This window comes from Acinetobacter sp. AKBS16 (assembly GCF_002899995.1).
Classification (GTDB): Bacteria; Pseudomonadota; Gammaproteobacteria; order Pseudomonadales; family Moraxellaceae; genus Acinetobacter; species Acinetobacter baumannii.
The window spans coordinates 49,323-61,786 of the sequence record NZ_POYH01000010.1 but is presented as its reverse complement, the minus strand read 5'-3'; the positions used below and the strand labels follow the sequence as shown (position 1 = coordinate 61,786).

The window sequence follows — 12,464 nt, the reverse complement described above, 5'->3', positions numbered from 1 at the left end:
TTTATATCCTTTACTTCCATCTAAATAAGCTTGAATGACTTTTAATTTTAACTCTTTTGAATGCTTCGGAATTGGCATAGGGCACACCTCATAAGTTTAAAAAGTCTAACTTATGGGGTGCAGTTCAGAACGGGAGAGGGACACCTACGGGTGTGCTAGTTTGAGATAATACTAGTCTGTCAACCTTCTTCCGTTCTGCCACCATAATTCTATAAATGTCTGGCAGAACTCCCAATAAAAAGGAGTTGGCTTTGCACATCCATTATTTCTTGGCTCTCAATGCCAAAAGCTATAACGACACCACATAAACTTTAAAGCAGTTTGAGGGCTATTAGCGCTTTCAGGCTTTAAATCGTCACAACCAAAAACTTAGCGACAATAAAACTTGAGATGTGCCAAGCACAGTCTTTATAGGCTTTGCTGTGCCTTTTTTTCTCCCAAAAAAGTATCTCATTTACAAACAACAAGAATTTATAACGGTAAAACTATGCCAAATTTAGTTCTCCCAACACGTGCCTTATACGTTGTAAATAAAGCAATTGATCTGTTTCATCACCGTGGATTTCATCTGATTGGGGTCGATAGAATAGTGAGAGAATCAGAGATTACAAAAGCGACTTTTTATAATTACTTTCACTCTAAAGAACGACTCATTGAAATCTGCCTGATGGTGCAAAAAGAAAAGCTCCAAGAACAAGTGGTCGCAATGGTCGAATATGACTTAAGCACTCCTGCCATCGATAAACTCAAAAAGCTTTACTTTCTACATACCGATATAGAAGGGCCGTATTACTTATTATTTAAAGCCGTTTTTGAAATTAAAAATAGCTATCCCAGCGCTTATCAATTCGCGGTGCGCTATAGAACATGGCTAAAAAATGAAATTTATAGCCAGCTTAGAACACTAAAACCTGATGCCTCTTTTACCGATGCCAAACTATTTTTATATATGGTAGAAGGCACAATCATTCAGCTTTTAAGCTCAGGTGGGGTAGATGAAAGGGAGAGATTGCTAGATTATTTTCTTGGTCTAAGTGATTTAAGTCGATTCAAAATAGAAAGTTAAGGTCAATCAAAATGCATAAAAATTAAAATCCTTATTTCTATAAAAGCCCGCTGATGAGGGCTTTTATATATTGGTTTTTCTAGCTGAGGTAGTCTCTAAGAAAGCCTGCTTGGCCAAATAGTTTTTCTCGGAATTCGGCTTCTAATTGTTCTGTTTGCATGTTTAACGGGTCAAAATTTTCTGCTCTAACATCTAACATATCTACAAATGCTTTAGACAAAATTCCGACCCGATTGATTCCACCAAAACCTAAATAAATACCATCCTTCAACTGTTTCAAAGTGAAGTTAATATCTTTTCTTTTTAAGATTTTTATCCAATATTTAAAAATAATAGGCGTGATGAGTTTTGCAACTCTAGCTAAAGCTACTTTTCTGTTTTTGCTAGAATTTCCTCCTATCGCATTTAATACATCAAATGCGACCGATTTATGCTCAAGTTCTTCGAGGGCATGCCACTCCCACAGATTTCTGCTCTCTTGCGTGGTTTTTGCTTTAATTAACGAGTCTGTGAGTAATAGACGGGCAAGTGTGGCGGTATAGTGTTCCATCACGACTGTAGCAGCGACTTGTTCGACTGCTGAAAGTTGACGTAATTTATCCAAGCGTGCTTTGGTTTTAGCCTCAATTTCGACAACTTCAGGATAGTTCGAATGGATGAGGTGATTGTTTAGCGTTTTATGTTCGCGGCTATGGAAAGCTTCTTGAGCAATAAAGGCTTTTATATCTTCTAAAAGTTTTTCATCCTTAATTTGATTGCGAACATTTCTGATGCTTTCTATAAAAAACATTTCACCAGCGGGAAACATCGCTGAAAGTACAACGAACAAGGAAGTAACAACAGGATTTTCCTCATAATAAAAAGAGTAACTTTTATGATGATCGTAAGTCAGTTCAACATTACGACGAAAAATTTTTTGATCCGATTTTAGAGCTGTATTCATTTTTTTAAACTCATCTTTATAAAATAATTGATCAAATTTTGATTTATACTAAAATTTATCAATGAATTTATACAGAAAAAAGACGGATTATTAGAAGGATAAAAAATTATGGTAACTATAAGAAAACCAAAACAAAATAGAGCAATAAATACCTTCGATTCTATAGTCAGTGCCGGATTTATATCTGTTATGAAAAATGGCTTGGACCATACAACAGTACTTAAAGTGTGTGAGATAGCAGGCGTAGGATCGGGGAGTTTTTATGAGTACTTTAAAAATAAAGAAGCACTTTTTGTTGAGATGCAGCAGCACTTTATTGCAGAAATTTCAAAAGTTATTTATGGCGTGATTCCTGAAATTTTAGATTTAGAGATTCCTGAAGCAATCAGAACAATTTTTTTAAAAATCGGCGAGTTTTTGGCAAAAGATAATAATAAATATTTTTATTGGCTCAGTGTTTCTTCTAAATATAGTACTGAGGCAAGTCATGTAAAAGCCGTAAAAGCAATCAATGTCTTGGCCATTGAATATGCCATGAAACATCCTGAAGTATTAAAAATCAAAAATTTAAAAATGATGGTTTATATTTTGATTCATTCAAGTATTGCTTTAACAATGAACTTTTTTACGTCTGAAAATATGGGTTTTACTTTTGAAGAGTTAGTGGACTGCTTAATTAATATTACGATGTCATACATAGAAGATGATAGAAATAAGGTCGCTTAATTTATGTTCGCCAATTTATGATTTTTAGCGCCTAAATGTATGCCAAATTAAAGGCTTCCATCTATTTATCATAAAACTAAAAATAGAATGAAAGCCTAAAATTTCAATTACAACTTAGAATGTATTTTGAATAATGACATCATCGTAAGGGAGTTTGCCCACACGTGGATAAGGTTCTGAAGCAGATTTACCAACCGCAATCATTAAACACACCACGTGATCTTCAGGTAAGTTAATGAGCTTTGCCATTGCATCAAAGTCAAAACCGTCCATTGGACAGCTATCTAAACCATGCTCTTGAGCAAGTAACATAAGGGTCTGAGCAAAGATACCCGCACTACGCATCACTTCGTCACGTTGGGTTTGTGGGCGGTCACGGTAATACTGGTCGATTGCACCAACCATAATATCTTGAACTTCTGGAGAAGCTCCATCCCATACACGTTTAGCGTCAATTTCCCATGTATTTACTTTGGCACATAACACAATCAGTAATGATGACTCTGTTACTTGTGGTTGGTCCCAAGCAATCGCGCGAATTTTTTGTCTTAACTCTGCATCTTCAACAATGACTGGACGCCAATGCTGCAAGTTAAAAGCGCTTGGTGCATTTGCTAAAACTTCTTGTAATAACTGCTTCTTGTCATCTTCAGAGAGTTGAAAAGCAGGGTCGAAGCGTTTAACTGCACGGCGTTTGCGGAGAGCATCAATAACATTCATAAGATTTTCCTACTTGAGAGTTGGGTAGCCGTAGTCGTTAGTTTTTATAACGTTGGGCTACTTCAGCCGAAGAGAAGTTTGGTAATAATGTCATACGCGATTTTTCAAAATTATTCCATTGATTTTCATCTTTCAGCACAGGAATTGTAATTGTTTCTTTACGATCAAAACCAATCAGGGCTGCATCGACCAAATCATTGACATCCATTAATGGTGGAACTTGGCTTAAATCTATACCTGAACGTTCCCAAATTTCGGTTTTGGTGGCAGAAGGCAATACCGCTTGAACGTGCACACCATGATCTTTTAGCTCTAAATGTAAACCTTGGCTAAAAAATTGGATGAAAGATTTACTTGCGCCATAAATGGTAGAACCAAATTCAGGCGCTAAGCCAAGTACAGAGCCTAAATTAATAATGGCGCCTTTACCTTTGCGTATAAGGGATTGCGACATTGCATGAGACAACCGCACCACCGCAGTCATATTTAAAGTTAGAAGTTTTTCAATCTCATTACGATCTTGAGTTAAAAAGTTTCCGTTCAGTGCAATCCCAGCATTATTTACCAAAATTTCAATATCAGCATCGTTTTTGAGTACATCTTCAATTTTGCGAATGTCTTGATCGTTTGATAAATCGGCTTGAATGAACTCCACCTGTACGCCGTATTTTTCTTGAAGATCTTTTGAAATTTTATCTAAACGGTTGGTGTCTCGTGCCACCAAGATTAAGTGATAGCCACGTTGAGCAAATCGATCTGCATAAACAGAACCAATTCCTGACGAAGCCCCTGTAATAAGTACTTTTGATTGAACTGACATGTGATGTCTCCACGCTTTAATTTTTAGATGATGATCATAATCTAAAATATGCAGGTTTTGATGTCAATCATAATCAATGTATAATAATGACGAACAGGGTGAATAAAAGCGAGCGCACCAACATGAAAGTCAGTAAAACTCAGGTAAAAGAAAACCGAGATAAAATTGTTGAAAAGGCGACTCAACTGTTCCGTAGTAAAGGCTACGACGGGGTGGGCATTGCCGAATTAATGTCTAGCGCAGGCTTTACTCATGGTGGGTTTTATAAACATTTCAGCTCGAAAACAGACCTTGTTACTATTACTGCCAAATATGGTCTTGAGCAGGTTTTAAAAAGAATAGAAGGTTTAAACTTAACCCAATTTATTCAAATGTATGTGTCTCGTACACATCGGGACAACCGTGATCAGGGCTGTACCTTAACAGCGCTATCTTGTGATGCCGCAAGACAGCCCGACGAAGTAAAAGTCGAGTTTGAAGAGGGCATTGTGCAGCTTATTGAGTTCATTATGAATGAACGCGCAAAACAAGTTTCTTTAGAAACAGAAGAGCTGAGAAAGCAAGCTATTAATATTCTTGCTCAGTCAGTAGGGGCAATTGCATTGTCTCGTGCATGCCCAGACCAATCAAACCTTAGCGATGAAATCTTGGAGAGCTGTAGAGAGAGTCTTTTAAAATTAACCGATTAAGTTTTTTTATCATTTAAGCTGGTTTGGCTAAACTGAATTAATCTCGCTATATCGACTGTTCGCTCATAAATGAGTTCTGCTGCATGTTCGCAGGCGTGTTCTAGGGTAATGGGACCATTGGCTAGTGAGAAAGCAGCGCTTACACCGTGCTCATAAAGTGCTTGGTAGTCTTCACCTAAAGTTCCTGCAATCACAATGACCGGAACATTGTGGGCTTTGGCAATTTGGCTTACCCCAAAAACGGTTTTACCGCTTAAGGTTTGTTGGTCAAATTTACCTTCACCCGTAATCACCCAATCTGCATTAGAAATTTTATGCTCAAGCTGATTCAGTTCAGCCACAACTTTAACTCCAGCTTTAAAGTCGGCATTTAAATAACTTTTGGCGGCAAAACCCAAACCACCAGCGGCACCAGAACCCGCTTCATCTCGTTTGTCGAAACCTAAAAGTTGTGCCGTGACATCGGCAAAATGGACAAGGGCTGCATCGAGTAACTGGACTTGAGCAGGAGAAGCACCTTTTTGTGGGCCAAAAATATGTGATGCGCCGTTTGGACCACAAAGTGGATTGGTCACATCGGCAGCCAGTAAAAACCGTGTGTGCTGAATACGTGAGTCGAAATGTGTTAAATCAATTTTGGATAGGTGGCTAAGGGCAAGGCCGCCAGCGGGTAAAACGTTTTGGTTAGCATCGAGTAAAACTGCACCCAAAGCACTGAGTAAGCCTGTGCCGCCATCGTTGGTGGCGCTGCCGCCTACAGTTAAAATAATGTCTTTTGCACCCGCGTCTAAAGCTTCCAAAATGAGCTGGCCTGTGCCAAATGTTGTGCTTTGGCAGGCATCACGCTCAAACGGTGGAACTAACTGTATGCCACTCGCTTGAGCCATTTCAATCATGGCAATTTTTTGTTTTTCTAACCAACCCCATTTGGCCTGAACAAGCTGACCTAATGGTCCAACCACAGTTTTTTCACGCCATTGACCATCACAGACTTCTAACACAGCTTCAATGGTTCCTTCACCGCCATCTGCCATGGGGCACAAAATCGTTTCTGCATGAGGAAATACTGCTTGCCATCCTTGGGCAATGGCTTGAGCTACCTTTAAAGCCGATAAGCTATCTTTAAATGAATCAGGGGCGATCACAACCTTCATAAATGCTCTAATGCAGATAAATTTTTAATTGTTTTATACTGCTTAATGCGAAAAAAACATAGATAAAGTCGTGTAAGTGTCAATTTTAAAAAGCTTTCAGTCGGTTAAAAATGAAACCCAATAATGTTTTTATCTGTAAAAGATAGAATTAATATCTATTTAAATCATTGTTTTGTATGTTTTTATGCAAATAACGTGGTTGGCTTGAATTATTGTAATTGTAAAGAATATGGCACATATTATAAGAACGGTTGAGCCGGCTTTTAGCATAGTGGCAATAATATAAAAAGTGGACTCTACTCATCGGTAAACAGCGGGTAGCTTTGATAAAACCATAATTAAATTGTGATTTCACTGAGCCTGTTGAGTGTAAAAAAGATAAGAGGATGAAAAAGTGGATAATTCAGAAGAACAAAAGCACATACAGGAAAATAACGGTTTTGCGCGAATTGAGCCATATACTCATCCTGCTGGCGGGTGGGGCGCACTGCTCAGTGTTGCTCGAAACTTAAAGCGACAAGATATTTTAGGTAAAGGTTCAATTACCTTACTCAACATTAACCAGCCTACAGGTTTTGACTGTCCCGGCTGTGCATGGCCAGAAAAGAAAGATGCTCACGCATTTAACTTCTGTGAAAATGGTGCAAAGGCGGTTGCCTTTGAAGCGACTAGTAAAACCGTCACTCCTGAATATTTTGCAGGTCATACCGTTAGTTGGTTATCAGAACAAAGTGACTTTTTTCTAGAAGACCTAGGTCGCTTAACAGACCCAGTTCGTTATGATGCTGCAACCGATAAATATGTGCCTATTTCATGGGACGATGCCTTTAAGCTCATCGCTCAACATTTGCATGCGCTAGACCATCCAGACCAAGCGGCATTTTATACCTCTGGCCGTGCCAGTAACGAAGCAGCATTTTTATATCAATTGTTTGTGAGAAGCTTTGGTACAAATAACTTTCCAGATTGCTCGAACATGTGCCATGAAACCACAAGTGTTGGTTTGCTCGACTCGATTGGTTTAGGAAAGGGTACAGTCACCCTAGAAGATTTTGATTTAGCCGACGCCATTTTTAGTTTTGGGCACAACCCGGGCACCAACCATCCACGTATGTTAGGTACTTTGCGTGAAGTGTCTAAACGCGGCGGTAACATTATTGCGATTAACCCAATTAAAGAGCGAGGTCTCGAACGTTTCCAAGACCCGCAAGCACCGCTTGAAATGATGACCAATGGCAGTACGCCAATTAGTCGCTATTATTTCCAGCCTAAAATTGGCGGCGACTATGCACTGATGTTGGGTATTTTAAAGCACTTACATGAGTGGGATAAAAAGGCCCTTGCCTCAGGTAAACCAAGCGTTTTTGACCGAAACTTTATTGCAGTCAATACCGTTGGTTTCGACGAAATGATTGCTGAGGTCGAAAGAACGGAGTGGGCAGATCTTTATAAGCACTCAGGTCTGTCACCTGAACATTTAGAAAAACTGGCTAAACTCTTTTTAGAGTCAGAGCGTTCAATTTTCTGTTGGGGTATGGGGATTACCCAGCATCGTCACGGAACTGCTAACGTACATATGCTGGCAAATTTATTGTTGGCGCGTGGTCAAATTGGTAGACCGGGTGCAGGGCTTTGTCCGGTTCGCGGGCACAGTAACGTGCAAGGCGACCGCACTATGGGCATTAATGAACTCCCAAGCCCGAAACTTCTCGACAATATTGACCGTGTGTTTGGTATTAAATCACCAAGAAAAAATGGATATGGTGTGGTTGAAACCATTAAAGCCATGGCCGAAGGTGATATCAGAGTCTTTATTGGTTTGGGCGGAAACTTTGCCGTTGCAACACCTGACACCGCTTATACACAAGAAGCGCTTAGAAAATGTAATTTAACCGTACATGTGGCAACCAAGTTAAATCGTAGCCACTTGGTGTGTGGTAAAGATGCGCTTATTTTGCCATGTTTAGGCCGTACCGAAATTGATGAGCAGCTTCATGGCCCACAAGCTATTACAGTTGAAGACTCAATGAGTAATGTCCACTTGTCGGCAGGGCGTAATACTCCAATTTCTAAAAATATTTTGTCTGAACCCGATATTGTGGCAAGAATGGCTGAGGCCGTGCTGCCAGAGAGTCAGATTAAATGGAAATGGTACATTGAAAGCTATGACCGCATTCGTGACTCAATTGCCGATGTGTTTGATGAATTCCATGATTTTAATTTACGCGTTTATAAACCCGGCGGTTTCCATTTAGAACATCCAGCTAATCAGCACATCTGGAATACAAAGAGTGGTAAAGCGCAATTTCTAATTACGCCACTTGAAGAAGTCTATGCGGATAAAGAAAATCAGTACGCTGCCGCATATACCGAAAGTAAGGTTTATACCTTAATGACCACCCGATCTCACGACCAATACAACACCACTTTATATGGTCTGGATGACCGTTACCGTGGGGTTTTTGGTCAGCGCCGTGTGTTGTTTATGAACCAAGCCGATATTGATGAAGCGGGCTTTGAAGCAAATCAGTGGGTTGATATTGAAAGTGTTTTCTCGGATGGTGTGAAGCGCATTGTGCACAGCTTCCGTATTGTGCCGTACAACATTCCACGAGGCAGCTTAGCGGCTTACTATCCGGAAACCAATCCTTTGGTGGCCTTAAGCAGTCATGATAAATATGCCAAGATTCCGGCTTCTAAAAGTGTTCCTGTGATTTTACATCCCGGAAATGCGCCAGAGCATTTTAACTTGGCAACAGCCGTTGACCCTGAAGATGCCAATAAGAAAGTTAGCAGTCTTTAAGTGAATCTGATTTTTTAAAATGAAATTTAAGCAAAAGGCGCTCTAAACAAGCGCCATTTTGAAGTAAAGGAAATAATTTTGACACCACATGCTTATGGGGTTGAAACATTGCCAGTACAGCGGTTTAACAAAACCGAATCTGAAAATGTCTTAGATCATATTGTGCAAGAGTACCCAATTGCCTTGGTATATAACGGTATTTCGCATGCGGTGATGATGGCGACACCGACCGATGTCGATTTATTTGCTAAAGGTTTTAGTCTTTCGGAAGGAATTTTAACTGGCTTAAAAGAGCTCTATGCCCTTGATGTGCATCAAAATGAATTAGGCATTACGGTGGAAATGACCATTTCATCGAGAGCGTTCGCTGCCTTAAAGGAACACCGCCGTATGATGGTCGGTCGTACAGGGTGCGGTTTATGTGGAATTGAAAGCTTAGAGCAGTTTCAGTTAGACGTGCCAAAAATTACAACGCATGCATCAAAAATATGGCTTGAGCAAATTCCGAGTGCTATTTCCCATTTAAAAACTCAACAAGAAATTACTGCTTTAACGGGTGGGGCGCATGCTGCAGCGTGGGTAGTTGACGGTCAAATCGTGGCTTTATTTGAAGATGTTGGCCGCCATAACGCCTTAGACAAATTGCTCGGTTATTTAGCGCAAGAAAACTGCGACACCAGTTTGGGTTTTGTGGTGATGACCAGTCGGGCAAGTTATGAACTGATACGAAAATGTGCTCAGCTCAATATTGGCTTGCTTGCTTCAATTTCAGCGCCTACCAGTATGGCTATTCAGTTAGCCAAGCAATCGGGCCTCACTTTGGCAAGCTTTTGCAGGGGCGATGGATTTGTTTTATATACGGAAATATAAAATATATCTTTTAATGTGAAGGAATTAGGGCTGGGTTCATTCGATATTCCTTTCACTTTTAAGCTAAGGTTAGTTTTTATAGATTATTATAAAATTCTAAAGGTTCAGAGTCTGTCCAAATGTCTTGGGTACAATCAATAAAAGAATGGGCAAAACGTCTAAAAAAACAAATTATTATGCTTTGGTTTGCCTCAAGGCATCCTCAAATGCCGTGGTTACCCAAAATTATTGCTGTGGTGGCGGTGGCTTATGCGTTTAGTCCAATCGACTTAATTCCAGACTTTATTCCTATTTTAGGCTTTATTGATGATGCGGTTATTTTACCCATACTGATTTGGTTAGCAGTTCGTTTTACGCCTCAACAAGTCATTTTCGATGCTGAACAACAAGCTAAAGAATGGCTAGATGAACATGAAAAGCGGCCAAAAAACTATTTGGTTGCCGTACTTATTATTTTAATTTGGCTCACACTTGCTGTGATGGCTTACTTTTATTTTGGCGGTGGTTTGTAAGTGAACTGAGTCTTGAAACCCTGTACTAATTTAATACCCTTAACATTGTACTTTGCCACAACTCAAAGGATAATAACGTTTTTATAAGCTATGGGTTGCAGACCATGAAAATCGTCGCAGATGAAAATTTGGCGTTTACCGATTACTTTTTTTCAGAGTTTGGCGATATTCAACATAAAGCAGGGCGCACCTTAACGCATACAGACGTACAAGATGCTGAAGCTTTATTGGTCCGTTCAGTCACCGCAGTAAATGAAAGTTTAATTCAAAATACCGCCCTAAAATATGTGGGTAGTGCCACAATCGGGACTGATCATTTAGATATTCAAGCTTTAGAAAAGCATGGCATTACATGGGCCAATGCCGCAGGTTGTAATGCACAGGCGGTTGCTGAATATGTGATTACAGCTTTACTGCATTTAGATGCTAGCCTTTTAGAACAACAAGAAAAATTTACGCTAGGCATTGTGGGTCTTGGCAATGTCGGTAAGCGCTTGGCTTATATGGCTCAGTTGCTTGGTTGGAAAGTGATTGGCTTCGACCCCTTTGTACAGTTAGATTCAATTGAAAATGTAAGCTTTCAAGCCTTGTTGCAACAAGCCAATGCAGTTTCAATTCACGTGCCGCTGACCAAAAAAGGCGAACATGCGACGTATCATCTGTTTGACGAAAAAGCTTTTGCAGCGCTTCAACCTGACACAATTTTGATTAATAGTGCACGCGGCCCGGTCGTAAAAGAAGCCGCTTTAATTGAAGATATTCAACGTACCCAGCGTAAAGTGGTGCTCGATGTATTTGAGCATGAGCCAGTGATATCTGAAGAGCTTTTAAATATGTTGGCTTTGGCGACACCGCATATTGCGGGTTATAGCTTGGAAGGAAAAGCGCGTGGTACGCAAATGATTTATGAAGCGTTTGGTCAAAAATTTGGATATGACATTAATAAGCGTTTCGAAACCCAGTTGCCTGCATGTGAAGACTATTTTTCAGGACATGATTTAAAAGCAGTGCTAAAGCAAAAAATATCTCAAATTTATGATATTGCTCAAGATGATGCCAACATCCGTGCCTGTGTTAAAGAGGGCAAGGTAGAGCAAAAAGCATTTGATTTATTACGTAAGAATTATCCGCTGCGCCGTGAATGGGCAGCTCACGGGGGACCACAGGCATGAGTTTAAGTTATCAACCTACTTGTTCAATTGATGCTTTAAAGGCTCGTGCCAAGCTTTATACTCAAATCCGTCAGTTTTTTGCAGAACGTGGTGTCATGGAAGTTGAAACACCCGTGGTTTCACAAGCAGGTGTGACTGACGTACATTTAGCCTCGGTTCAGGCTTTACGTCATATCAATGGCAAATTGCAGACTCAGTATTTACAGACTTCGCCTGAATTTGCCATGAAACGTCTACTGGCAAGTGGCAGCGGACCGATTTATCAAATCTGTAAGGTTTTCCGAGACGATGAGCACGGGCGCAAACACAACAGTGAATTTACCATGCTTGAATGGTACCGTCCGGGTCTGGACTTAAAAGCGTTAATGTATGAAACAGCTGATTTATTACAAACCTGTTTGCAGCATCGTTTTGGCGAAGTTCGTCCATTTATTTTGAGCTATAAGCATGCCTTTCAGGACCGTTTAGATATTAACCCGTTGCAAGCAACTTTGAAGCAACTTAAAGACACAGCAAATCGTGTTGGGTTAAATCTCGACTTGGGCGATGACCGTTTAGCTTATATGGATTTGTTGTTTTCTCATTTTGTTGAACCAAGTTTAGGGTTTGATGCACCTGTCTTTTTAACTGACTTTCCTCCAGAAATGGCATCTTTGGCAAAAGTGAAATTAGATGAAGATGGGGAAGAGGTTGCAGCGCGTTTTGAGGTTTATATCGAAGGCTTAGAGCTAGCCAATGCTTACGATGAATTGCTCGATTCAGACGTGTTACGTTCTCGCTTTGAAGCAGATAATGCAGAGCGAGCTAAACAAGGACTTCATATCATGCCATTAGATGAGCACTTGTTAGCAGCATTGCCTCATATGCCTGAATGTTCAGGGATCGCTTTGGGAATTGATCGATTACTCATGGTTGCAACCGATCAACTTAAAATTGAAAAAGTCATTGCTTTTCCAGCCGAAATTGCCTGAAAACAACGAAATAAAAAA

Annotated in this window: 12 protein-coding genes and 1 pseudogene; 8 read left to right on the top strand and 5 right to left on the bottom strand. The window is 40.0% G+C overall.

Features of this window, described 5'->3' with window-relative positions; all coding sequences use genetic code 11:
• A pseudogene (locus tag C1642_RS19070) lies at window positions 1-78 on the bottom strand (helix-turn-helix domain-containing protein); the annotation flags it as partial.
• Between the two features lie 409 nt (window positions 79-487).
• Between C1642_RS19070 and C1642_RS01630 the strand changes: the two are divergent.
• Entirely contained in the window at window positions 488-1,066 is a 579-nt protein-coding gene (locus C1642_RS01630; RefSeq protein WP_032060738.1) for a TetR/AcrR family transcriptional regulator, read from the top strand.
• A gap of 79 nt (window positions 1,067-1,145) precedes the next feature.
• Here the strand turns inward: C1642_RS01630 and C1642_RS01625 are convergent, their stop codons facing one another.
• Window positions 1,146-2,009, bottom strand: coding sequence for a metal-dependent hydrolase (locus tag C1642_RS01625; RefSeq protein WP_001090410.1), 864 nt, complete (start codon window positions 2,007-2,009; stop codon window positions 1,146-1,148).
• A gap of 108 nt (window positions 2,010-2,117) precedes the next feature.
• Between C1642_RS01625 and C1642_RS01620 the strand changes: the two genes are divergently transcribed.
• Window positions 2,118-2,735 carry a TetR/AcrR family transcriptional regulator gene (locus tag C1642_RS01620; RefSeq protein ID WP_002055243.1) on the top strand — a complete coding sequence of 206 codons (618 nt, stop codon included), beginning with the start codon at window positions 2,118-2,120 and terminating at the stop codon, window positions 2,733-2,735.
• Window positions 2,736-2,849: 114 nt separating this feature from the next.
• Here the strand turns inward: C1642_RS01620 and C1642_RS01615 are convergent, their stop codons facing one another.
• Window positions 2,850-3,455 (bottom strand): nitroreductase family protein, encoded by a 606-nt coding sequence (locus C1642_RS01615; RefSeq protein WP_103235812.1) that lies wholly within the window; start codon window positions 3,453-3,455, stop codon window positions 2,850-2,852.
• Window positions 3,456-3,492: 37 nt separating this feature from the next.
• A complete protein-coding gene (locus C1642_RS01610; RefSeq protein ID WP_000116132.1) occupies window positions 3,493-4,275 on the bottom strand; it encodes an SDR family NAD(P)-dependent oxidoreductase in 783 nt (260 codons plus the stop codon).
• 122 nt (window positions 4,276-4,397) lie between these two features.
• Here C1642_RS01610 and C1642_RS01605 point away from each other — a divergent pair, with 122 nt between their 5' ends.
• Complete coding sequence (locus C1642_RS01605) at window positions 4,398-4,964, top strand: TetR/AcrR family transcriptional regulator (RefSeq protein WP_103235811.1); 567 nt, start codon at window positions 4,398-4,400, stop codon at window positions 4,962-4,964.
• On the opposite strand, the gene C1642_RS01600 is transcribed toward C1642_RS01605, so the two are convergent.
• Window positions 4,961-6,118, bottom strand: coding sequence for a glycerate kinase (locus C1642_RS01600; protein ID WP_103235810.1), 1,158 nt, complete (start codon window positions 6,116-6,118; stop codon window positions 4,961-4,963). The genes C1642_RS01605 and C1642_RS01600 overlap by 4 nt on opposite strands.
• Window positions 6,119-6,512: 394 nt before the next feature.
• On the opposite strand from C1642_RS01600, the gene C1642_RS01595 reads away from it, so the two are divergent.
• The 5 genes from C1642_RS01595 to epmA all read left to right on the top strand — a co-directional run bounded on the left by C1642_RS01595 (window position 6,513) and on the right by epmA (window position 12,446).
• Window positions 6,513-8,921: an FdhF/YdeP family oxidoreductase gene (locus C1642_RS01595; RefSeq protein ID WP_000370445.1), complete on the top strand. Its 2,409-nt coding sequence runs from the start codon at window positions 6,513-6,515 to the stop codon at window positions 8,919-8,921.
• Window positions 8,922-8,999: 78 nt separating this feature from the next.
• Window positions 9,000-9,791, top strand: coding sequence for a formate dehydrogenase accessory sulfurtransferase FdhD (gene fdhD, locus C1642_RS01590; RefSeq protein ID WP_057052170.1), 792 nt, complete (start codon window positions 9,000-9,002; stop codon window positions 9,789-9,791).
• Window positions 9,792-9,910: 119 nt separating this feature from the next.
• A complete protein-coding gene (locus tag C1642_RS01585) occupies window positions 9,911-10,303 on the top strand; it encodes a YkvA family protein (RefSeq protein ID WP_000119198.1) in 393 nt (130 codons plus the stop codon).
• Between the two features lie 104 nt (window positions 10,304-10,407).
• Window positions 10,408-11,475 carry a 4-phosphoerythronate dehydrogenase gene (locus tag C1642_RS01580; protein WP_103235809.1) on the top strand — a complete coding sequence of 356 codons (1,068 nt, stop codon included), beginning with the start codon at window positions 10,408-10,410 and terminating at the stop codon, window positions 11,473-11,475.
• The gene (gene epmA / locus C1642_RS01575; RefSeq protein WP_103235808.1) at window positions 11,472-12,446 is read left to right on the top strand and encodes an EF-P lysine aminoacylase EpmA; all 975 of its coding nucleotides are present in this window, start codon (window positions 11,472-11,474) and stop codon (window positions 12,444-12,446) included. The genes C1642_RS01580 and epmA overlap by 4 nt, the downstream gene beginning before the upstream one ends.
• Window positions 12,447-12,464 lie beyond the last annotated feature (18 nt).

Excerpts from the sequence above, each read along its gene's own strand:
- C1642_RS01630 (WP_032060738.1), top strand. The coding sequence starts at position 488 with ATGCCAAATTTAGTTCTCCCAACACGTGCCTTATACGTTGTAAATAAA.
- C1642_RS01625 (WP_001090410.1), bottom strand. The coding sequence starts at position 2,009 with ATGAATACAGCTCTAAAATCGGATCAAAAAATTTTTCGTCGTAATGTT.
- C1642_RS01620 (WP_002055243.1), top strand. The coding sequence starts at position 2,118 with ATGGTAACTATAAGAAAACCAAAACAAAATAGAGCAATAAATACCTTC.
- C1642_RS01615 (WP_103235812.1), bottom strand. The coding sequence starts at position 3,455 with ATGAATGTTATTGATGCTCTCCGCAAACGCCGTGCAGTTAAACGCTTC.
- C1642_RS01610 (WP_000116132.1), bottom strand. The coding sequence starts at position 4,275 with ATGTCAGTTCAATCAAAAGTACTTATTACAGGGGCTTCGTCAGGAATT.
- C1642_RS01605 (WP_103235811.1), top strand. The coding sequence starts at position 4,398 with ATGAAAGTCAGTAAAACTCAGGTAAAAGAAAACCGAGATAAAATTGTT.
- C1642_RS01600 (WP_103235810.1), bottom strand. The coding sequence starts at position 6,118 with ATGAAGGTTGTGATCGCCCCTGATTCATTTAAAGATAGCTTATCGGCT.
- C1642_RS01585 (WP_000119198.1), top strand. The coding sequence starts at position 9,911 with ATGTCTTGGGTACAATCAATAAAAGAATGGGCAAAACGTCTAAAAAAA.
- C1642_RS01580 (WP_103235809.1), top strand. The coding sequence starts at position 10,408 with ATGAAAATCGTCGCAGATGAAAATTTGGCGTTTACCGATTACTTTTTT.
- epmA (WP_103235808.1), top strand. The coding sequence starts at position 11,472 with ATGAGTTTAAGTTATCAACCTACTTGTTCAATTGATGCTTTAAAGGCT.